18 protein-coding genes, 1 tRNA gene and 1 pseudogene are annotated in these 20340 nt (G+C 59.1%); 9 read left to right on the forward strand and 11 right to left on the reverse strand.

Annotation, left to right across the window (positions count from 1 at the left end; all coding sequences use genetic code 11):
- Nucleotides 1-36: 36 nt before the first annotated feature.
- The 4 genes from Q4I12_RS10950 to rho all read left to right on the forward strand — a co-directional run bounded on the left by Q4I12_RS10950 (nt 37) and on the right by rho (nt 3653).
- Nucleotides 37-906, forward strand: coding sequence for an alpha/beta fold hydrolase (locus Q4I12_RS10950; protein ID WP_302261564.1), 870 nt, complete (start codon nt 37-39; stop codon nt 904-906).
- Between the two features lie 10 nt (nt 907-916).
- Nucleotides 917-1510: an aminoacyl-tRNA hydrolase gene (pth, locus tag Q4I12_RS10955; RefSeq protein ID WP_204625904.1), complete on the forward strand. Its 594-nt coding sequence runs from the start codon at nt 917-919 to the stop codon at nt 1508-1510.
- A 178-nt stretch (nt 1511-1688) separates the two neighbouring features.
- Nucleotides 1689-2207 carry a CarD family transcriptional regulator gene (locus Q4I12_RS10960; protein ID WP_006005737.1) on the forward strand — a complete coding sequence of 173 codons (519 nt, stop codon included), beginning with the start codon at nt 1689-1691 and terminating at the stop codon, nt 2205-2207.
- A 195-nt stretch (nt 2208-2402) separates the two neighbouring features.
- Entirely contained in the window at nt 2403-3653 is a 1251-nt protein-coding gene (gene rho, locus Q4I12_RS10965) for a transcription termination factor Rho (protein ID WP_040369422.1), read from the forward strand.
- A gap of 419 nt (nt 3654-4072) precedes the next feature.
- Here the strand turns inward: rho and tpx are convergent, their stop codons facing one another.
- Entirely contained in the window at nt 4073-4576 is a 504-nt protein-coding gene (gene tpx, locus Q4I12_RS10970) for a thiol peroxidase (RefSeq protein ID WP_204674086.1), read from the reverse strand.
- 75 nt (nt 4577-4651) lie between these two features.
- Nucleotides 4652-5515 (reverse strand): 50S ribosomal protein L11 methyltransferase, encoded by an 864-nt coding sequence (locus tag Q4I12_RS10975; RefSeq protein WP_302261565.1) that lies wholly within the window; start codon nt 5513-5515, stop codon nt 4652-4654.
- A 243-nt stretch (nt 5516-5758) separates the two neighbouring features.
- On the opposite strand from Q4I12_RS10975, the gene Q4I12_RS10980 reads away from it, so the two are divergent.
- The 3 genes from Q4I12_RS10980 to Q4I12_RS10990 all read left to right on the forward strand — a co-directional run bounded on the left by Q4I12_RS10980 (nt 5759) and on the right by Q4I12_RS10990 (nt 9110).
- Nucleotides 5759-6466, forward strand: a complete 708-nt coding sequence (locus Q4I12_RS10980; RefSeq protein WP_204625907.1) for a class I SAM-dependent methyltransferase — start codon at nt 5759-5761, stop codon at nt 6464-6466.
- 2 nt (nt 6467-6468) lie between these two features.
- Nucleotides 6469-8214: a YcaO-like family protein gene (locus Q4I12_RS10985; RefSeq protein WP_302261566.1), complete on the forward strand. Its 1746-nt coding sequence runs from the start codon at nt 6469-6471 to the stop codon at nt 8212-8214.
- Between the two features lie 197 nt (nt 8215-8411).
- Nucleotides 8412-9110, forward strand: a complete 699-nt coding sequence (locus Q4I12_RS10990) for a hypothetical protein (RefSeq protein WP_302261567.1) — start codon at nt 8412-8414, stop codon at nt 9108-9110.
- Nucleotides 9111-9376: 266 nt separating this feature from the next.
- On the opposite strand, the gene tnpA is transcribed toward Q4I12_RS10990, so the two are convergent.
- The 3 genes from tnpA to Q4I12_RS11005 are packed head-to-tail and all read right to left on the reverse strand — an operon-like array spanning nt 9377 to nt 13482.
- Nucleotides 9377-9805 (reverse strand): IS200/IS605 family transposase, encoded by a 429-nt coding sequence (tnpA, locus tag Q4I12_RS10995; protein ID WP_302260190.1) that lies wholly within the window; start codon nt 9803-9805, stop codon nt 9377-9379.
- 51 nt (nt 9806-9856) lie between these two features.
- On the reverse strand, nt 9857-11584 hold the full coding sequence (locus Q4I12_RS11000) for a TOTE conflict system archaeo-eukaryotic primase domain-containing protein (protein ID WP_302261568.1): 1728 nt from the start codon (nt 11582-11584) through the stop codon (nt 9857-9859).
- A complete protein-coding gene (locus Q4I12_RS11005; protein ID WP_302261569.1) occupies nt 11581-13482 on the reverse strand; it encodes an SWIM zinc finger family protein in 1902 nt (633 codons plus the stop codon). Before Q4I12_RS11005 ends, Q4I12_RS11000 begins: the two co-directional genes overlap by 4 nt.
- Before the next feature lie 241 nt (nt 13483-13723).
- Here Q4I12_RS11005 and Q4I12_RS11010 point away from each other — a divergent pair, with 241 nt between their 5' ends.
- Nucleotides 13724-14914 (forward strand): tyrosine-type recombinase/integrase, encoded by a 1191-nt coding sequence (locus Q4I12_RS11010; RefSeq protein ID WP_302261570.1) that lies wholly within the window; start codon nt 13724-13726, stop codon nt 14912-14914.
- A gap of 277 nt (nt 14915-15191) precedes the next feature.
- Here the strand turns inward: Q4I12_RS11010 and Q4I12_RS11015 are convergent.
- Both Q4I12_RS11015 and Q4I12_RS11020 read right to left on the reverse strand, forming a co-directional pair.
- Nucleotides 15192-15268: transfer RNA gene (locus Q4I12_RS11015), tRNA-Glu, on the reverse strand.
- Between the two features lie 311 nt (nt 15269-15579).
- Nucleotides 15580-15873 (reverse strand): sunset domain-containing protein, encoded by a 294-nt coding sequence (locus Q4I12_RS11020; RefSeq protein WP_302261571.1) that lies wholly within the window; start codon nt 15871-15873, stop codon nt 15580-15582.
- 312 nt (nt 15874-16185) lie between these two features.
- Here Q4I12_RS11020 and Q4I12_RS11025 point away from each other — a divergent pair, with 312 nt between their 5' ends.
- Nucleotides 16186-16608 (forward strand): pentapeptide repeat-containing protein, encoded by a 423-nt coding sequence (locus tag Q4I12_RS11025; protein ID WP_302261572.1) that lies wholly within the window; start codon nt 16186-16188, stop codon nt 16606-16608.
- A gap of 413 nt (nt 16609-17021) precedes the next feature.
- On the opposite strand, the pseudogene Q4I12_RS11030 reads toward Q4I12_RS11025, so the two are convergent.
- The 4 genes and pseudogenes from Q4I12_RS11030 to Q4I12_RS11045 form a co-directional block, all read right to left on the reverse strand.
- Nucleotides 17022-17297 (reverse strand): annotated as a pseudogene (locus Q4I12_RS11030) (flavodoxin family protein); the annotation flags it as partial.
- A 339-nt stretch (nt 17298-17636) separates the two neighbouring features.
- The gene (locus tag Q4I12_RS11035; protein WP_279137229.1) at nt 17637-18398 is read right to left on the reverse strand and encodes an RNA methyltransferase; all 762 of its coding nucleotides are present in this window, start codon (nt 18396-18398) and stop codon (nt 17637-17639) included.
- A 7-nt stretch (nt 18399-18405) separates the two neighbouring features.
- Nucleotides 18406-19017 carry a DUF456 domain-containing protein gene (locus Q4I12_RS11040; protein WP_168935592.1) on the reverse strand — a complete coding sequence of 204 codons (612 nt, stop codon included), beginning with the start codon at nt 19015-19017 and terminating at the stop codon, nt 18406-18408.
- Between the two features lie 5 nt (nt 19018-19022).
- Nucleotides 19023-20321, reverse strand: a complete 1299-nt coding sequence (locus tag Q4I12_RS11045) for a phenylacetate--CoA ligase family protein (protein WP_168935593.1) — start codon at nt 20319-20321, stop codon at nt 19023-19025.
- Nucleotides 20322-20340: the final 19 nt, after the last annotated feature.

The raw sequence follows: 20340 nt of genomic DNA on the forward strand, positions 1-20340 counted from the left end.
CCGGTCTCTTTTGAGGCCGGCCTGATTTTTATACGTATGTCCAGCCTTCCTCGCCTGCAGTATCATACCCTGCGCCACGGAAACCGGCAGGTAAACATCGAGCTGTGGCCCAGACCGGGCGCCTCCTGCCTCGTTTTTTATCCGGGGACCATGTTCTGTCCGGTCCAGTACCGGACGTTCCTGCATTGCCTCTGGAAAAACGGACTTGCCGTCGCGGCCCTGCACCTGACCGGACATGGCAGCAACCCGCACCGGCGTCTGTTCAGTTTTGACGACCTGCTGCAGGACGGCCTGGATGCGGAACGCTGGCTGCACGGTCACGGCATGGGGCCTCTGCTCCTTGCCGGTCACAGTCAGGGAGGGATCCTGGCCATGGCCCACGCCTCCCGCAGTCAGCGGATGCGTGCCTGTTTCGCATTCAGCGGGATATTCCCGCAAAGCCGCCGGGCCATAGAACTGACCCGATTCGCTCCCTGGGCAGCGCAGCGTGATCGTCTGCTGGCCGGACTGAAGATACTCAGTACCTGCTTGCCCCGGCTGCCGTTGCCCGTATTCAGCTATCTGTCGGTCAAAAAGATCCTTGCCGGCTGCCTGCGTCTTCCCCTTGATCGCTGGCAGGCCAGGACAAGCTATCCCCTGGCGTACCTGTACTCCCTGTTCAGCACCTCGGTAGCGTCCACGGTCCACTGCCCGTTCTATCTTTTCAATGCTCTCGACGACGCTCTGTTCACCAGACCTCTGATCGAGGAGACGTTCGCCGCGGTGACGGCCCCGGAAAAACATTGTATCTGGCTGCCTCGGGGTGGCCATCTGGCCATCCTCTCCCCCGTCGTGGCCGCCAGGACAGCCGCCCATGTGGCGGCGCTGGCCAGTGGTCACGGCCTGCCACTCTCTCTTCACCTGTAAGGAAACTGTCATGGATTTTGGTGGTGTCGTCGTTGGTTTGGGCAATCCCGGCAACCAGTATGCCGGAACGCGCCATAATTGCGGCTTTGCCTTTGTGGAAAGCCTGCTGGATCATGCCCGCCGGGAAGGCGGCCAGGTACAGAGCCAGAACGGAGGCAAATTCTCCTGTGAACTGTGGCGGCTGCGCTATGACGGGCTGCCCGGAGACTGGCTGGCCGCCATGCCCCAGACCTTCATGAATCTGAGCGGCCAGTGTGTCCAGCCCCTGCTGGCCTGGCACAAGATCCGCCCCGATCAGCTGGTGGTGGTGCATGATGAACTGGATATCCCCGCCGGAGAGCTGCGCTTCAAGAAGGGGGGCGGCAACGCCGGGCACAACGGGCTCAAGTCCATCACCCAGCTGCTGGGGACGCCGGACTTCTACCGTCTGCGTATCGGTATCGGGCGGCCTCCCCAGAAAGGGGACGTCATCAACTGGGTGCTGGGACGTCCTTGCAGTGAAGATGCCGACAAGATACGGACAGCGACTGATAAGGCGCTTGAAGTACTGGAAATTTTTGCAAAAAAAGGACTGGAAGCCGCTGTGCGGGCGACCCGTTCCTGAGCATGAGCCGGCCTGTGGCCGGCTTTTTTTGTCATGATTCCAGTAAAAAAAAATTTTGCTGGACTAATGATTGGTTGTACGTTATGTTCTTTTAATAGTGGAAAAGATTACCTGAATCTTTTCCACTGTTGCTATTTTTCTTCGCGTTTGGCGCGGGCACTTCAACCCTTGGACGGAAATGTTTACATCCGAACAGCTTGTAGTGTACCCAGCTCAAGGAGTGGGCCAGATAGAGCGCATCGACAGCCAGAATATTGGTGGTTCGGCGTGCGATTTCTACATCGTGCGCATCCGGGCCAACAGTATCACCCTCATGGTACCTGTCAAAAATGCCTCTAATGTTGGTCTGCGCACTTTGGTCAGCACCAAGGAAGCAGAACACATCTGGGAAGCGCTGCGCAACAACCCCCAGCAGACCGTCCACACAGGCCAGAACTGGAACCGGCGCTTCCGCGAGTATTCCGAACGCCTCAAGAGTCCTGACCTTTCCATCGTCGCCAACGTCCTGCGCGAACTCCTCCTCATCGGCCGTACCAAGGATCTTTCCTTTGGTGAACGGCGTCTCCTGGAACAGGCCATGAGCCTTGTGACCGGTGAACTGGGCGAAGTCCTCAAGACGGAACAGCGGGACTTGCAGTCCGAGCTCATCTCCCTTTATTCCCCGCCTGCCAAGCAGCCTGCGACCACTGCGCATTAACTATTTTTTACTTGCTTCCGGCCACAAGATAGGCTACACGCTTTTCACACGCCTTTTTTCTTCCAATCCCATAACATCTTTTTGCATCGCATTGCCGTTTTTCGGTGATGCGTGCTTTCTACGCCCATGGAAAAAGCACCCCGTAAATACGTCCGTAAAAAAAAGGCTGCACCCGCCTTACTTTCAGATAGCGGCCTGAGCCTGACAGAACTGAAAACCCGCAGCATGCAGGCCCTGATGGAACTGGCTGAGCAGTACGAGATCGAAAATGCCAGCTCCATGCGCAAGCAAGAACTCATCTTCGCCCTCCTGCAGGCCTGTGCCTCCCAAAACGGTGCCATCTACGGGGATGGCGTCCTGGAGATCCTGCCCGACGGCTTCGGCTTCCTGCGCTCTCCCCTGTGCAGCTACATGCCCGGCCCGGACGACATCTATGTTTCTCCCTCCCAGATCCGCCGCTTTTCCCTGCGTAAAGGCGATATCGTTTCCGGCCAGATCCGCCCCCCAAAAGAAGGCGAACGCTACTTTGCCCTGCTCAAAGTGACGGAGATCGGCTTCGAACCGCCGGAAAATGCCAAAAATCTCGTTCTGTTCGACAACCTGACGCCCATCTATCCTGATCACCAGCTGATCATGGAAAACGGCGAGAAAAATCTTTCCAACCGCGTCATCGACATCATGTCGCCCATCGGCTGTGGTCAGCGCGGTCTCATCGTGGCCCCGCCGCGTACCGGCAAGACTGTTCTGCTGCAGTCTTTGGCCAACGCCATCAATGCCAACAATCCCGACGTCTATCTGATCGTCCTGCTCATCGACGAACGCCCCGAAGAAGTCACGGACATGGAACGTACCGTGAAAAAGGCCGAAGTCATCAGCTCCACCTTTGACGAACCGCCGCAGCGCCACGTGCAGGTCTGTGAAATGGTGCTGGAAAAAGCCAAGCGTCTGGTGGAACGCAAGCGGGACGTGGTCATCCTTATGGACTCCATCACCCGTCTGGGCCGCGCTTATAACGCCGTGACCCCCTCGTCTGGCCGCGTGCTTTCCGGTGGTCTGGACGCCAACGCCCTGCAGCGCCCCAAGCGTATCTTTGGTGCCGCGCGCAATATCGAAGAAGGCGGCAGCCTGACCATCATCGCCACGGCTCTGATCGACACCGGCTCCCGCATGGACGAAGTCATCTTCGAAGAATTCAAGGGTACCGGCAACATGGAGATTTATCTGGACCGCCACCTGGCGGAAAAGCGTATCTTCCCGGCCATCGACATCAACCGCACCGGCACCCGCAAGGAAGACCTGCTGCTTTCCGACGATATCCTCAACCGCGTCTGGATCCTACGCAAGATCCTGGCTCCCATGTCCTCCATCGACAGCATGGAATTCCTGCTGGACAAGATGCGCGGGACCAAGTCCAACAAGGACTTCATGGACGCCATGGGCAAATAGCAACAACGTATCCGCTTTTCAGAAAGGCGCTCTTCGGAGCGCCTTTTTTGTTATTTGGTCCTGCTGAACGCCACGGAACGAAATGAAAAGACACGCGTTGGGTGTTTTTTGATGGGCGGTTTTGATTTGTGGCCCGTACATCCGCTCTGCCCTGCTCCGTTTCTTTTTTCCACGAGTCATCCAGAAAAGCTCGTGACACGGCATACTTCCCTTGGAGCATTTGCCAGTCCGTGTTTACCGAGGGACATTGCCGTCTTGTGCCACTCCATCAGCATCTCTATGATTTGCAAGGGACAGTGCTCCTTGGCCTGCATCCGCAGGGAGAACGACAAAGACAGGAAGGACTCCGGCGAGCGACGACACAAAAAAAGGGCTCCCCGAAGGGAGCCCGGAAGCATCAGAGCAATGGATGGGGCCGGTTAGGCCAGCTTCTTCACCGCTTCCAGAACGGCGTCGTAGTCAGGCTCGTTGGTCACTTCGGGCACCAGCTGGCTGTAAGCCAGCGTACCGTCGGGAGCCACCACGAAGATGGCGCGGGCCAGCAGACGCAGTTCCTGGATCAGCACGCCGTAGTTCTTGCCGAAATCCACGTCCTTGTAGTCGGACAGGCTTTCCACGGCCTGCACGCCGGCGGCACCGCACCAGCGGGCCTGAGCGAAGGGCAGGTCGCAGCTCAGGGCCAGGATCTGCACTTTGTCGGACAGGGCAGCGGCTTCCTTGTTGAAGCGGCGCACTTCCATATCACACACGGGCGTATCCAGAGAAGGCACGCTCACCAGGACCACGATCTTGCCCGCGTAGTCTTTCAGGCTGCGGGGTTCGAGGCCGTTGTTGCACACCGTGAATTCGGGGGCCTTCTGGCCAACGACGGGCAGGTTGCCTTCGAGGTGGAGAGGATTACCCATGAAAGTGACAGTATTCATAAAAAGCTCCTTGCGGCTTTTGCGTTCAAGATGCCCTTATGTAGCAGGATGCTCTATTCTTGTCAAGAATATTTCCTATTTAACGGAATCCCAGACCAGGGCGGCCCATTCGCCGTCGATGATACGGCGCGGTTCGGGCAGTCCCTGGGCCTTGTAGGCCGCGGTCACGCCGTCAGCCTGGATCTCCAAGAGCCCGGAAAGGACGAGGCAACCGCCGGGGCGGCAGGCGCGCACGATATCGGCCGCCATCTCGGTCAGCGGACGGGCCAGGATGTTGGCCAGCACCAGGTCGAACTGCTTGCCGGCCACGGCATCGATGCTGCCCTCGGCCACGGTGAAGTTTTCAGGCGCGATGGCGTTGAGGGCACGGTTCTCGACCGCGTTGTCCACGGCCAGCGGATCGATGTCCAGACCTTCGCCCGTAAGGCCGAACTTGCAGCAGCCGATGCCCAGCACCCCGGAACCGGTGCCCAGGTCGAGGAAATGCTGTCCCTGCTGCAGGCGTCCGGCTTCCAGCAGGTCGCTGACCACACGCAGGCACAGGGCCGTGGTGGCATGATGGCCGGTACCAAAGGCACTCTTGGGCTCGATGAGGATGGGCGTCCGGCCGGGAAAGTCCTGCGTATCCGCCAGCCACGGCGGCAGGACCACAAAATGGTTACCGCAACACACAGGCGTGAAGAACTGACGCCAGGCCGCCAGCCAGTCGGTCTCCTCCAGCTCGGAAAGAGCGCTTTCCGCAGCCGGGACGGTCTGCTTCAGCAGCTGCTGCAGCCGTTCCAGAAAATCCTTCTGCTCGCAGTGGACCCGGAAGCGCGTCTCGCCGGTGGGCAGGCTCTGCTCTTCCCAGCCAAAGGGCACTTCCAGGGCCAGCAGGCCGGTGGCGCAGTCGTAATCACTTTCCGCAACAACAATTTCGAGGCGATGGATGGTTTTCATGCATTCTGCCTAGCCCGCACACCGGGCCCTGTCAAGCCGGCATGTTGATTTGCGGCGCAAATGCCTGTATGGATTGTCGGCATCGGCCTTTTGCCGTCTGCTTCGTGAGTGCGTCCCCGGGCGGGGCGCCTCCTTTTTTTCAGCTTTTCAAATTTTCCTAGTGATCCCCTGAGAATTCCACAAGCCTTTTCCGGCCAGGCGGGACGTATCCGGCCCAGACGGAAAAATATACGGGAGACGACGATGCTGGACCAGATCCTTGCGGACATCCGCAAGACCTTCGATGTGGACTTTGTCCCCCTGCAGCTGGATGACGGCCAGCTGGAGGTCCTGAACATCAACAATATGCAAAGCCATCTGGACGGGCTGCTGGCACGGCACGCCATCCATGACCCGCTGAAAGATCTGCCGCTCTGGGCCAAGGTCTGGCCGGGCTCCTTCGTGCTGGGGCGCTTCCTGCGCAAGCTGGAGCCCGAGGGCAAGACCATGCTGGAGCTGGGCGGCGGTTGTGGCGTGCTCAGTCTGGTGGCCTCCCGTTACGGCTTCCGCCATATCGTGACCAGCGACATCGTCAATGATGCCCTCCAGTTCGCCCGGGCCAACGTGCTGCACAACAAGCTGCAGGACCTGATCGACGTCTGCTATCTGGACGTTTCCCGTCCCGGCAAGGACGAGCGCTTTCCCGAAGGCTTCGACCGCATCGTCGCTTCGGAGCTCCTGTATCTCGATGACCTGCACCGGCCGCTGCTGAAGTTCGTGGACCGCCATCTGGCCCCGGGCGGCAAGGCCGTGTTCTGCACGGACATGGCCCGCGCCAAACCGCATTTTGCCAAGCTGGCTGCCAAGACCTTCCAGGTGCAGGAAGGCCATATCGGCGTCAAGAGCCAGGATGCCGACGGCAAGGAACAGCGCCGCATCTATGTCCTGCATATCCTGGAGCGCAAGCAGTAGCCATGAGCACGACCACTCTTCCCGTCATCCGTCTGCAGTCCTGCCCCAAGGGCTATACCCGCGACCTGGACAAGACCATCTCGCCCCAGGAGACCTATGAACGCGTGCAGGCCCGCATGCAGGCCGCCGGTCTGGACATCCTGGCCGAAGTCCGCCGCGTGGACGTGGGCCGTCTGGGCATCCCGGTCTACCTCAGCGTTTGCGGCAGGGACGCCCGCGGCATCATGCCCACCCGCAAACAGATGGGCAAAGGTTCCTCGCCGGAACAGGCCCGTGCTTCCGCTCTGATGGAGCTGATGGAACGCTTTGCCTTCTTCAGTTTCTGGCAGCGCCTGCCGCATATGGTCAGCGCCACCTGGGCCGAGGCCGAGGAGCGTTTCGGCAAGGATCTGCTGCCCATCGAGGAGATCTGCCGCTCCGTGGACGACAGTCTTTCCCCGGAACAGGCCCGCGAAGCCATGAGCACCCTGCGCTGGAACTTCTTCCCTGCCACGCATCTGGCTGACGGCCGTACTGTCTGGCTGCCGCTGGACTGGTTCAAGCTGCTGGGCGAATTCAACGGCACGTCCGCCGGCAACAGCCCGGAGGAATCGCTTCTGCAGGGCCTTTCCGAACTGGTGGAGCGGCATGTCTGCTGCCGTATCGACCGGGAACGCCTGACCACCCCCACCATCGATCCTCATGAGGTGGACGATCCCACCCTGCGCGACCTGCTGGCCGCCTTTGAGCGGGAAGGCATCCATATCGTGCTCAAGGATTTCTCCCTGGGCATGCCGCTGCCCACTGTCGGCGCGGTGGCCTGGGACCCGGCCACCTTCCCGGCCCGCTCCGAGATCGTGTTCACGGCCGGCACCGCAGCCTCTCCGGCCAAGGCCGCCATCCGTGCCGTCACGGAGATCGCCCAGCTGGGCGGTGACTTCTGCACGCAGGCCTGCTACGAGGCCTCCGGTCTTTCCAAGTTCGAGCGCCTGGAGGATATCCAGTGGCTGCTGGAAGGGCCCGTCTGCCGCCTGTCCGACCTGCCCAGCGTGGAAGCGCCCGACATCCGCGACGAGCTGCTTCGGGCGCTGCATGATCTGGAACCGGTACAGGTCTATGCTGTAGAGACTACGCATCCCGATCTGGGCGTCCCGGCCCACTACTGCATCGCTCCGGGACTCTCCTTCCGCGAGCGTGACCGCAACCAGAGCATCGGTCTGTTCGTGGGCCGCAAGCTGGCTGAAGAAGCGGACGAGGAAACGGCCCTGCATGGGCTGGCCGTGCTGGAACGCTGCTACCCCGGCGCGCATTTCCTGCCCTTTTTCCGGGCCATGCTGGCCCTGCGTGCGGAACGTTTTGAAGAAGCTCGCGACCTTTTCGCCCAAGCCCGCCCCCTGCAGCCCGAAAATGACGCCAAGGGGCTGGCCGCCTTTTACGAAGGTTATGTCTCCACGCTGACCGGCGACTGGGAAAGTGCCCTGTCCCCCCTGCGTGACGCTGTGGCCCTATGCCCGGACATGAAGGAATACGGCAATCTGCTGGGCGTCTGCCTGTTCAAGCTCAAGCGTTATGAAGAGGCTGCCGCGGCCTTCCGTGCCGTGCTCAAGGTGGACAAGGGCTCGGTGATGGACCTGGCCAATCTGGGGCTGTGCGAGAAATTCCTGGGCCAGAAGGAAGCCGCCATGGAACATCTGGCGGCCGCGCTGGAAGTGGATCCTTCGCTGGACTTTGCCCGCACGCATCTGGAAGAGCTTAAAGCATCGCTTTAAGTATTATCGTATTCCATGACCACGGGGGAGAAAGTCCTGTACAGGGCTTTCTCCCTTTTTCATCCTCTCAGGATGACCTGACGACCGCTGCCGTGCCCTACTCCGTTTCCTGAAAAGACAGGGGGAAAGCGGCTTTACAAGCCCGGCCGGGACGCGTACACCTCTTTTTCTAATACGATTTTTTACCGAGGTACCCAATGACCCGTTTTCTTCTGCTGCTTTGCGCGGCCTTCCTGCTGGCCGGTTGCGGCGCCAAGGGCGTGACCGTTGTGGACAAGTCCGGCTTCGTGACCATGAGCCAACGTATGCCCCAGGAAATGAAAGCCCGCGGCCTGCTCACCGACGACGGCAGCTATATCTCCCTGCCCGGTGGCGGGGGCGAGAACTATGGCGAGATCCTTTTCCGTCAGCTCTCGCCTGAATTTTTGTTCAATGACAGGGGCCACGTCTATCTGGGCAGCACCTTTGCCGCCACGCGCACGCCGTCCAGCCATGCCACCGTGCGCAAGACCGGCTTCACCATCGTCCACCCCACCCAGACCATCAATCTGGCCATGCTGGGCATCGTGGACTGGAACAACGACGAAAAGGACGAATGGCTCATCGCCTGCGATGTCCGCCCGCATCTGGGCTCCGAAAGCCGCACCTATTATGTGCTGGTGCCGCCGCCGCTGCGTAAGGGCGAGCCCCTGCAGGCCACTGTGGCCGCGGTGTACGAATGTTATGGTCTGGCCTGCAAGCTCACTGTGCGCGACAGTCGCGCCATCTCCCGCGTGGGCGAAGGCGAACTGCCCCCCACGGACGTGCATGATGCCCTGCCCGGCATGGAAGGCGTGACCGAGCCGCCCAAGCCCGACAGTACGCCCCGCTCCGGCCTTCAGGAACGGTCGCTATAGGCAGCGCCGCAGGATACAAAGTAAACAAAGCGGGCCCTCCCAAAAGGAGAGGTCCGCTTTGTTTTGTTTATAACAATTGCTCTTTTGTTCAAGGGATCGAAGCTATACGAAAAAAACACCTGCATCACTGCAAGCGCTTGATTGTTCTGGCGTCCCGACAGGAATAAAATTGAACACTCCACCGGCTAAAGCCGGTGGATTCACCGTGGCGACTAAAGTCGCGTTCCGGCTAAAGCCGGTATGGCCCCTGCTGAAGCAGGCTGAAGTCATTCCCCCTCAATTCGGAAGGTTTCATCTGCATCTTCCTGTTGCGTGATGTATTGCTTAATGACCTCATCGGTCACATTGCCACTGCTGCAACAGAAATAGCCACGCGCCCACATATGACGTCCCCAGTACTGGCGGCGCAACAATGGAAATTCATTTATCATGGCATGCGCGGTTCGGCCTTTCAGTTGTTGCATCAACTTGCTCACAGCAAGGCTTGGTGAAATCGAAACGAAAAGATGGATATGGTCGGGTGCTATATGTCCTTTGAGAATTTCCACCTGATGCTTTTCACAGATGCCGCGTATCAGCGACCTGGCTCTCTGGGCGATGTCGCCTGACAAAATCTTTTTCCTGTACTTGGTTATCCAGACCAGGTGCAGGTGAATTGAAAAAACACTGTGGGAGCCTTTACGATAATTGCTCATGCCCACAGACTACAAAAGAAACGCTAAAGCCGCCACCTAAAGGTGGGGGTTTTACCCCTCCCTGAGTGGGACAATAAATCGCGTCTTGGCCTGCTTGAGGATGTTTTCAAAGGAAAAAGCAGCGATGTGGTGGCACTCGTCAACAATAATATGGCCGTAGCCATCTAAAAATTCGGCCAGATCGTCTTTACGGGCAAGCGTCTGGAGCAGAGCGATATCAATTTTACCGCTGGGCTTATGTTTTCCGGTACCGATAAGGCCTATATCGCCGGAGGCTATGCCAAGAAACTGAACAAGCCTTTCCTGCCACTGCCGCAAGAGATCCGCACGGTGGACCAACACAAGGGCACTGGTTTTCCGTTTGGCGATAAGCGCCGCCGCAACCACTGTTTTGCCAAAAGCGGTAGTTGCGTGGAGTACTCCGATATCCTGCGCCAGCATGGATTTTACGGCCAATTGTTGATCCTTGCGCAATTTTCCCTTGAATTTTACCGACAATCCGCTGCCCTTGACGCGTTTATCCTCGATAACCGGAAGAATATTATTGTACTCAAGCAGTTCCAGCAGGGCGTCCAGACACCCACGAGGCAGGCCTATGTGTTGCGAAAGGTTTTCCGCGCAACAGACAAGCCGGGGCTTATTCCAAACAGGCAGGCGCATGGCCTGCGCTTTGTAAAATTCGGGATTGGCGAATGCCGCAAGACGGATCAGGCGATTCAGCAAGGGCTGGGGAACTTCGCGTTTATCAATGAATATCTGATTGGTAAGCACCAGGGTAATGCTTGATGGCAATGGTCCGGCAATCTTACGGCATGAAATCTTCTGATTCTCCCAAGGCCTGGCTGCGTTATCCCCGTCAGTAGTGAACGCCACGTCCAGAGAGTGTCTGCCGCCACTCGCCTGGAGAATGGCTTGAGAGAGCGCATCCGGCGTCATGCGGACCACTGTGCTGAGATACGCCCATTGGTCAGGAAATGCTGTTAAGTTTGCATCCACAAAAACGCTGTGCCCTTGTGAGCGCGGTATTTTCTGTAAAGGCAAGGCGATGAGGTTGCCAAATCCGCCTTTGGGCACTGTATCCTGGCTGGGGAAAAAGCGATCGTAGCTGCTTAAAGCGAGTTGGCGCGTTCTTTCGCAGGTATGGCTGACAAGCGCGGCTCCCAGCATGCGGGCTTCACGAGCGGACACCGGAACGGAAAAGAAAATCCAGATGTGCGCGCCTTTGCCGGAGCGGGATATTTCCAACGAGGCGGGAACATCGCATTGCCGGCAGGAGAGCAACACGGCGCGGGCGTCATCGCGCCACTGCGCCTCATCGAAGTCCATTGCCAGGAAATGGCAGGTGTCGTCGGGAAGAAGCGGGTAAACCCCAAGCGTCTTTTTACCGGCCAAGTGGTCATAGAGCGCCTGTTCAGTCAATGGGGTCAATTGCCTGTGCTCACAATCGCCACATCGCACCTTGGGCTTGCCGCAGATTCCAGGACGCCATTCATTGCCGCATACGGGAGAATATCCTGATGTGCCCTTTTGCGATTCCCACCTTTGGGGATAAACATCTGTCCGGCCACGGAACAAGCTCTGGAAAAGGGCAATCTTGCCGGCAGGCGAAAGAACAACTGAAGGAGGCGTTACCGGGTCAGCAATAGTGACGTCCTCCAAAACGGGCGGCGCGGAAGAGAGGGAACTACCCCAAGTGATGCCGTGTTGCCGCAAGATTGCCTTGAGGTGGGAGTTTTCCGCTTGCAGGCGGGCCAACTCGGCCGAAACGTCCTCTGTCATTTTTTCCTCTGAGTATCCTCGCGGCCAACATGTTTTTCGACCGGAGACAGCCCGTCCAGCACTTCCATGAGGCGCGTCTTGCGACGATGGGTATGGCGCAGAGACTGAATGTAGATATCCCATTGCGCCGCCATATCGCGTTCGCGCATAAGTTTGCCCAGCTTGCGCAAAAATACGGCTGCCGCCACATAGGCATTGGGCTTGGTCAAAGCGATCTGCGCTTCCGCAAGGCCCTTCCATAAGGCAATCGCCCGCTCCGGCGCAAACTCCCGCACGGCATCGGCCACGCTGTCGGCACTGTAGCCGTACCCGCGCTGGGTTTTGCGTTGCAGATCATACCACTTGAGCACCTCCGCCGGTTTTTTCTCGGCAATGGCCAAATCGATGAGCGTGGTAAAGTCGGGGTGCTTCTCATGAAAGCGGGACAGCTTGCCGCGATTTTGACAAGGCCAGGCATCCTGAGACCAGGGAATTTTTCTTTCAATGAGAAAATCCATAAGCAAGGGACGCAGAACAGGCCAAATTTTGAGTTTTTCGGCGCTGCGGCGACATTCTTTGAACTGTTCCAAGGAAGCGCGGGCAACAAAATCTTCTGTCTGCATGCACAGAGCACTATCCCAGTCCTTTTGCTTTTTGCGCAGATCCAGCAGGCAGGCGCGGAGCCGTTCAACCGTATACGGTTCTTTTTTCTCCAGGGCGGCCATACCCTTATGGATCCATTCCTCGGCTTCCCGGTCCTCGCCCTTTTCCAGCAAGTATTGCACAAGGGGCAGGTATTCGCCGGAATGGACGGCCTCCTGCCTGTGCAGATCAAGAAGTTCATCATCCCGCCCGGCGGCAGTCAGGGCGTGCGCCGTAAGGTCAATCAATGCCCGGCGGGCATAGCCCTGACTGGCATGGGTGGCAACGCGAGATAGCAGATCGTCAGCCACGGGGTTCCATTCCGCCGTCGCGTGTGTTTCACGCAGAATTTCCCAAAAGCAATCGCTGACGGCAAATTCGTCGGCCAATACCGCATCGGCAGCCCAAAGCAATTTTTCATGCATGGGCCGGCCCACATCGCGCAAGGCCTGGAGGACAACAGTCATGCACTCGGCAATAGCATCTTGGATCTCGCCTTCTTGATCGTACATTTCGATCTGGCTTTTGCTGTCCTCAATCAGATCAAAACCAAGTTCGAGCACTTCCTCCGGAAATCCGGCCAAGCGCAGGATATCCAGCTTTTTGCGCACCGGTTCATAATCGGGGCCACCCCGGTAGTAACCGTCATAATCGCCCCAGTCCGGCTCTTCCTCCGCCTTGCGCATGGCTCTGCGCACATCCTTTACCATGGCCAGAACGTTTTTTTGCCTGGACTCCGCTTTTCCGGGACACAGGGCAGCTACCTCGGGAGCAAGGCGCGCGGCCTGGAGTACAAGGGTAACCAGTTGTTCTTTGGAGAGTTTTTTGAGCGCGGCTTCCAGTTCTTGCGGGGAAGAGCCGTCTCCAGTTTGTTGCGTTTCGCCAGGAAACTCAATCTCCAGGTCGAGCAGACGTCTGTCATCGGCGGAGGCAAGAGGAATGGGCCGCTTCCCGGCGGAGAGAGCCTGACAAGCGCAAGCCAGGGCAACGGCATGCTTACACCGCAATCCGTAAGGGCAGGTGCATGCGTCTGCCAGTTCCCCGTTGCTCTTTCGGAAAATCATGGTGGAATATCTTCTTGTTCCGTCAACGGTAGCCAGTACGCGGCCTTCAGAGGCAAGGGCAATATCGCGAACCTTTCCGGCTTTGTAATAGGCGTGCCCGCGCTGAAACGCGGCTTCACCCGCCCATGCCGCCAAGGAGTCGGACGTTATCCCATCGGTAAAATGCAACGGTAAAGGAGACAGGGGAGTTTTTTTGCCGGACTTTGTTTTCATATGGTTTTCCGTTCTCTATCGCTTATGGGGGCAGATGGCTTTCCTGCCGCATGTTATGCGGCAAGCATGGAACCGAGGTCATCTGTACCAGAAAACGCCATCGGGCGCATCCTCACGGCAGCGGAGGTCGCTGCTATTTTTCGCGTTGATGTCCGTACCGTGCGACGGTATTATGAGGCGTTCGGGGGCGTCAGAATTGGGCGCACCATACGGTTCTATGAAAATCGCATAGTGAGTATGAATGATGCCTACCTTTATAGCAAAGAAAAAGGGCGCTCCGAAGCGTTGGAAAGGCCAGGTCTGGATGGACGGCAAAATGGCGGCGGTGAAGTGGTTCGGCAGCGCAAAGGCCGATCACCGGGCCGCAATCGCCTGGGAAGAGCAGACCAAGAAAGACCTGCGGGCGGCAAAGAAGCTGAATGCCGAACAGCAAGCCCTGATCCCTACGGACTCCTGCCGGAAGAAACTGAGCATCCTTGAATGGGCCAACGCTTACCTTGAAGAATGCGAACGGCGCAATACCCTTTCTACATTCAAAGAAAAACGTGATGGCTTCAAGCGGCTGATGCGCTATCTCGCCAAAACCGAAGGGCTGTCTCCTGATATGCCGGTGGAAAGTTTCGGACGGCGGCAAGCCCGCGTTTACCTTGCCTGGCAAAAAGACCGGCGTGGACCGAACTGCTCAAACAAAGACCGTAAAGTGCTGACCACCGCCTGGCGCTGGGGCGTCGCCTACCTTGACGGCTTTCCGCTGGATCAGCCCGATCCCTTCCTCGGCTGCCAGCGCTATGCGGAAATCCGCACTCCGCGTTACATCCCCCCGGAAACGGATTTCTGGAAAGTGTACGCGGTTGCCCCGGAACGGGAACAGGCCCTGCTGACCTGTTATCTGAACCTCGCGGCCCGAAAGAGCGAACTGCTCCGACTGACCTGGGACGAGGTGGACTTTGCGCGGAACACAGTAACGCTGACCACGCGCAAAACCCGCACCGGCACGGTGAAACGCGATGAAATGCCTCTGAACGCCGAAGTTCGGCAAACCTTGCTCTGGCTATGGGAAAACCGACAGGGGGCGAGTAACCACGTATTCACCTGCCCGGTGGAGCCGTTCATCGGCCAGCCGTACAAGTCTGCCGCGCATGTAATGAAACGCCTGTGCAAACGAGCCGGAGTGAAACGCTTCGGCTTCCATGCCATCCGGCACTTGGCGGCAACCATTCTGGCGCAGGAAGGGCACAGCTTGTTCAGCATCCAGCACAGTCTGCGGCACGAAAAGCAGAGTACTACAGACCGCTACCTGCATGGCCTTGGCGCGTTCAAGGAAGTGGCAACCGCCCTAGATTCCTTGGCGGGCCGCGCACCGGCCAAGGTTCTGCCGTTTTCCCCGCCGCAGGCTGATAGTCAGGTCATCGTGCGCCGTCGGGCGCGCTAACCCTCGACGATGTGGGTATTGACCTTCTCGTAGAACAAAAATCCCCCCGTTTCATACCAGAATACCCAAACAGAAGAAGCTGTAGCACGTCCGCTTGCCGGATGAGGGGCGGAACCGTGCCCCACACAAGAAAAGACTGCCCCACAGGGCTCACATCGGCAAAAGGAAAGGCCCTTGAAGTGTTATCTTCAAGAGCCTCTTTCCGAAAAACTAACCCCCGGCGCTAACCCCACCGGGTATGTTTTTAGGAAACATGACGTAACCTATTGGAATCTAATGGCGTCCCCAAGGGGATTTGAACCCCTGTCGACGGCGTGAAAGGCCGTTGTCCTGGGCCGGCTAGACGATGGGGACGCGATGAGGTGTATCTACGGGAAAGACGGGTCGCCGTCAAGCAAAAAATCGAGAACTTCCTTTTTTCTTTTTCACACCTTCCGTGTGTGGCCTGTCCTGATGCGCCACGAGGCAGGCTTTCCCGCCAATCCAGGGGCTGTCCTCCCATTCCCCCTGCTCTTGATCCCAGCACAAGCAGAAGAGACCAGGCCCTGTACGCTGTTACCGTAACGTTGATAACGGCGAAACAGCCCGGCAGCCCCCAAAACGGCTTCCCCTGACGGGTCCGCCCGCACAGGAAAAGCCGTTCACGACCAGCTCCAGGCGTGTCCCTAGCCCTTGCAGACCTTGCAGGGGCGGTACCCGGCGGCCTTGGCATCCGCCGGGGAGGCAAAAGTTTTGCTGACGCTCTTGCCCTTATAATAGCGGCAAGAAGAGTTGTGATAGATCTTGCTTTCCGGGTTGCCGCGATAGCCTGCCTCCACATTTTTGGGCGCAGCCTTGGGGGCGGGTTGGGCGGCAGGGGCCGCCGCCGGAGCGGCCTGCTGGGCAGTCGCACTCAGGGCGAGACCGGAGGAAGAGCAAACGAGCCCCAGGATCATCAGAATGGCGAGCATTTTCTTCATGGCAGATACTCTCCGAAATGTTTTTTAAACTATCCGCAGCCGGGCGAAACAGCACTGCATCCGGCCCGTGCCGTGCAGGATACATCATTCTGCCGGAAGCATAAAGACACGGACCTCCCATTGCTGTATTTCTTTTCCGCCCTCCTGCTTACATAGCCCCCTTCCCCCCTTGCGCCCCTCAGGAAGGACGCGCCTGCAAGATCCTGGCTTTACCCCTTCGCGGGAGCAGCAAGGCATCCGTCACGACAAAACAGTTGTAGCAAAGTAGCCCTCTGGGCTATCATGACCGGAAACCGTTTCAGGAGGGATTCGATGAGCCATCAGCATTCCCACCCGCAAAGCATGGCGGGGAAAAATTTTGCCAATGCCGATCTGGCCGGCAAGGATTTTCGGGGCGTCGAGCTGCGGGGGGCCAATTTCGCCGGTGCCGACTTGCGGGGCGCCAATCTTGAGCTGGCCGATCTGGCCGGGGCCAACCTTGTCAACGCGGAGCTGGCAAAGGCCAATCTTTCCTGGGCCAATCTGGCGGGAGCGGCGCTCAATGAAGCAGACCTGACTGATGCCGACCTGCGGGAAGCCCGGCTGAATGGTGCCATCCTGGAAAATGCCCTGCTGGATGGCGCGAACCTAACAAGTGCCAGTTTGCGGGGCGCTGACCTGAGCGGGGCCAGCCTGCGCGATGCCTGTCTGGAAGGGGCGTGGCTTGACGGCGTCATAGGACTCTCGGACAAGTAAGCCAATCTTCCGGACAAGATGTTTCCTGAAAAAACAGGGGACAGCAGCCGCTCCTGAAGGTGCCTGCCAAGACAGACACACGGAGGCCACTGTCCCCTGCCCTTTCTGCTGCCAGAGGATCCGGCAGACAGGCAAAGTCCCTGGCGGATGCTCCTGCCCATATCGCGGGCAGCGTCCAGGGCCGCAGGCGTTTTCCGGATGTCGCCGGATTCCGTCACACCAAGCGCCTGCACCACGCCGCACAACCGGGTCTTTTCAAAACAGACCACCCAGCCCTCCATAGCTTTCTTGGGGCCTTCCATGGTCTTTTCGTCCGTATCGGCAGCACTGGCCAGCAAATAGATGTCGCGGAAAGCATAGTCCCCGGCGAACAGGGGGTTGGTGCGATCCAGCAGGGTCTTCAGCTGACCACACAGCGAATAGAAATACACGGGGCTGGCAAAAGCGATCACCTCGGCCTGCTGCATGCGCGGCAGGATGTCATCCATATCGTCCCGAAGGATGCAGTGCTGCGTTTTCTGACACCCGAGACAGCCCTTGCAAAAACCGATCTTTTTGTCATGCAGGTTTATCTTTTCCACGGTATGACCGGCTTCCCGCGCTCCCTCGATAAAGGCATCGGCCAGCAGATCAGAATTGCCCATCCGGCGAGGGCTGGAAGAAATGACGAGGACTTTTTTCCCACTCATGGATCTTTCTCCTTTTGGCTCTGACCGGGACACAGACAGATGACAGCGGCCGGCCACGTGAACGGGCAGATGGTCTTCTTTGAAGGCCCGTTCGTCAACCGTTTTTCATAAAAAGTTCCGGAGACGACCGCCGTGCCCTCCTCTCCCCTGCTGTCCTTTCCGGGCCGGATAAAAGCCCCTCCCCGCCCCTGCTCCGTAATCTCCGGGGACTGGCGAGCCCGGCAGTCAGATCCTTTGCTGTTTTTGCCCGCCGCGCGGAGCACCCTGTAAGGATGCAGGATACAAAAACAGCCCCTTCTCAGGGGCTGTTCATGGAGCATGGTTACAGCTGTCGGGCGACTAGGCCTTATTGCCGCCATCCAGCTTGTTACGGACCTGACGGCACAATCCCATCAGCGCGTCGTATTCATGCCGCCGCACCTGGGCCCGGGCCAGCAGGCGCCGCCACGGCATCAGGAAATAATCCGGGTTGTCCCCGTGCAGGCAATCCAGACGCAGCAGCATGTCCTTCAGATTGTCCAGCAGACGCTCGTAGTCGGCAGAGGAGATGACGCGGCCGGAGCCGCCCTCCGCCGGAGCCTTTTCCCCGGCAGCCTCATGCTGGCGGGCCCGTACGGCCTTGGCGCACTCATACAGCAGCAGCAATACCGACTGCGCCAGATTGAGGGAGCTGGCCTCGGGATTGGTGGGGATGGTCACCAGCCGCTGGCAATGCTGGATGGCATCATTATCCAGCCCCCGATCCTCAGGGCCGAACACGATGGCTACCTTTTCTCCCCGCTCCAGGGCCTGGGCCACTTCTCCCGCGGCCTGCTCGGGGGAAAGCAGGGAACGTCGCCAGCCACCTGTCCGGGCCGTCGTCCCGATGACCAGCGAGCAATCCGCCACGGCAGCCGACACGTCCGGCAGGACCTGGACGTCATCCAGCACGCCCTGCCCTTTGGGAGTGGCCAGAGGACGGGCTTTTTCCCTGTCCCAGCGCTCCGGCGCCACCAGACGGATGCTGTGGCTGCCCATATTCACACAGGCGCGGGCAGCCATGCCGATATTCTCGGGAAAGCGCGTCTGAACCAAAACAACTTGTAACAAATCCAGTGACATGATCACCTCAACACAGCCAGTTCTTCAGCAGCATCACGACCTGCCCGGGTTCCGGCACCACAGGACGCAACGGCGGCGGTACCGGAGCCATATCCGGCCAGATGCGGTGGGCCGTCAGCACGACCATGGCGCTGCCCGTGCCCAGTTTGCAGACCGTTCCCAGAAAACGCCCCATCATGGTGCCGAAGGCCGCATCAAAGGCCTCCTTGCCGGGACGGCCACGCAGCAGTTCCATGACCAGGCAGCCCAGCCAGGCGCCCACCAGAGCCCCGATGAACGCCCCCAGCCCGAAAAAGAGCGGTGCCAGAAAGATGGCCCCGGCGATGGCCCCCACCATACCGGCCACGGTGCCGGACGTGCTGGAGCCGTGCCGTTTGGCATTCATGACCTGCACGCCCATTTCCAGCACCTCGCCCAGGACAGCCAGGCCCAGGAACATGATCCAGAACCAGACATCCAGGGCCCCGGCGGCCGGGTGCAGGAACTTCCACAACACCACCAGCAGCACCACCACCCAGTTGGCGGGCAGGCCAAGGATGTTGAGCAGCAGGATCAGCCCCAGCAGGACGATGAACGCATAGGCCAGACTGAACGAGGCCAGCGCGATGAATCCTTCCATACAGGCTACTTCTTGACGCGGTTGTCGTACACGCGCACGGCCTTGCCTTCGCTGCTGGGCAGGCTATTGCTCTGCACCAGCTCCACGCGCGGCGTAACCAGGATTTCGTCACGCAGCCGCTGGGCGATGGTCTTCTGCAGGCCCTGCAGGCAGCGCATGTCTTCCACGAAGTACTCGTCGCGGATCTCCACCTGCACGCGCATGACGTCGCCGATACCGTCGTTCTCCAGCAGGATGCAGTAGTTCTGCCCCACTTCGGGGAAGGTCATGATGACCTGTTCGATCTGCATGGGATAGACGTTGACGCCCTTGATGATGAACATGTCGTCCGCGCGGCCCAGGATGCGGTCGATGCGGCGATGATGACGGCCGCAGGAGCATTCCCCGGGCAGGAAGCGGGTCAGGTCGCGGGTGCGGTAACGCAGGATGGGCATGCCCTGACGGCACAGGCAGGTCATGACCAGTTCGCCGATCTCGCCGTCGGGCACGGGCTCGCCGGTCTTGGGATCCACGATCTCCGGCAGGTACGCGTCTTCCCAGACATGCAGGCCGTTCTGGTTCTGGCATTCAAAGGCCACGCCCGGGCCGTTCATCTCGGAGAGGCCGTAGGAGTTGTAGGCCTTCATGTCGAAAAGTTCTTCGATGCGGCGCCGGAATTCCACCGTATAGGGCTCGGCCCCCACCACGGCGATGCGCAGGGGGAAGTCGCGCGGGTCCTCACCCATATTGCGCAGATGTTCGCCAAGGATGAGCGCGTAGGACGGCAGGATATGGGCGACCGTTGTCTTGAAGTCCTTGGCCAGCTTGATCTGGCGGCGCGAGTTGCCGGGACCGGCCGGGATGGTCATGCAGCCCAGGCGCTCGGCACCGAAATGGATCCCCAGGCCCCCGGTGAACAGGCCGTAACCGGACATGTTCTGGAACACGTCATCACGGCGTACGCCTACCATATAGAGGCAGCGGGCCATCAGATCGGCCCAGCTATTGATGTCGTTCTGCGTATGGCAGATGGCCACAGGACTGCCCGTGGTACCACTGGAGCAGTGCATGCGCACAATCTCGCTGCGCGGTACGCACAGGAGCCCCGTGGGATACTGGTCCCGCAGATCCTGCTTGGTGGTGAAGGGGATGCGCCGGATGTCGTCCAGCGACGTGATGCTCTCAGGCGTCACACCGGCTTCATCCAGACGGCGGCGATAGAACTCGCTCTTGCGCACATGGGCCACGGTGGCCTTGAGGCGCGTCAGCTGGGTGTGTTCGATCTGGTCCCTGCTCCACAATTCCGCTGCATCGAAAACTTCCATGTCAAAACCTTATTGCTGC

The organism is Desulfovibrio piger (assembly GCF_951793255.1).
Lineage (GTDB): Bacteria > Desulfobacterota > Desulfovibrionia > Desulfovibrionales > Desulfovibrionaceae > Desulfovibrio.

Excerpts from the sequence above, each read along its gene's own strand:
- Q4I12_RS10950 (WP_302261564.1), top strand. The coding sequence starts at position 37 with ATGTCCAGCCTTCCTCGCCTGCAGTATCATACCCTGCGCCACGGAAAC.
- pth (WP_204625904.1), top strand. The coding sequence starts at position 917 with ATGGATTTTGGTGGTGTCGTCGTTGGTTTGGGCAATCCCGGCAACCAG.
- Q4I12_RS10960 (WP_006005737.1), top strand. The coding sequence starts at position 1,689 with ATGTTTACATCCGAACAGCTTGTAGTGTACCCAGCTCAAGGAGTGGGC.
- tpx (WP_204674086.1), bottom strand. The coding sequence starts at position 4,576 with ATGAATACTGTCACTTTCATGGGTAATCCTCTCCACCTCGAAGGCAAC.
- Q4I12_RS10975 (WP_302261565.1), bottom strand. The coding sequence starts at position 5,515 with ATGAAAACCATCCATCGCCTCGAAATTGTTGTTGCGGAAAGTGATTAC.
- Q4I12_RS10980 (WP_204625907.1), top strand. The coding sequence starts at position 5,759 with ATGCTGGACCAGATCCTTGCGGACATCCGCAAGACCTTCGATGTGGAC.
- Q4I12_RS10985 (WP_302261566.1), top strand. The coding sequence starts at position 6,469 with ATGAGCACGACCACTCTTCCCGTCATCCGTCTGCAGTCCTGCCCCAAG.
- Q4I12_RS10990 (WP_302261567.1), top strand. The coding sequence starts at position 8,412 with ATGACCCGTTTTCTTCTGCTGCTTTGCGCGGCCTTCCTGCTGGCCGGT.
- tnpA (WP_302260190.1), bottom strand. The coding sequence starts at position 9,805 with ATGAGCAATTATCGTAAAGGCTCCCACAGTGTTTTTTCAATTCACCTG.
- Q4I12_RS11000 (WP_302261568.1), bottom strand. The coding sequence starts at position 11,584 with ATGACAGAGGACGTTTCGGCCGAGTTGGCCCGCCTGCAAGCGGAAAAC.
- Q4I12_RS11005 (WP_302261569.1), bottom strand. The coding sequence starts at position 13,482 with ATGAAAACAAAGTCCGGCAAAAAAACTCCCCTGTCTCCTTTACCGTTG.
- Q4I12_RS11010 (WP_302261570.1), top strand. The coding sequence starts at position 13,724 with ATGATGCCTACCTTTATAGCAAAGAAAAAGGGCGCTCCGAAGCGTTGG.
- Q4I12_RS11020 (WP_302261571.1), bottom strand. The coding sequence starts at position 15,873 with ATGAAGAAAATGCTCGCCATTCTGATGATCCTGGGGCTCGTTTGCTCT.
- Q4I12_RS11025 (WP_302261572.1), top strand. The coding sequence starts at position 16,186 with ATGAGCCATCAGCATTCCCACCCGCAAAGCATGGCGGGGAAAAATTTT.
- Q4I12_RS11035 (WP_279137229.1), bottom strand. The coding sequence starts at position 18,398 with ATGTCACTGGATTTGTTACAAGTTGTTTTGGTTCAGACGCGCTTTCCC.
- Q4I12_RS11040 (WP_168935592.1), bottom strand. The coding sequence starts at position 19,017 with ATGGAAGGATTCATCGCGCTGGCCTCGTTCAGTCTGGCCTATGCGTTC.
- Q4I12_RS11045 (WP_168935593.1), bottom strand. The coding sequence starts at position 20,321 with ATGGAAGTTTTCGATGCAGCGGAATTGTGGAGCAGGGACCAGATCGAA.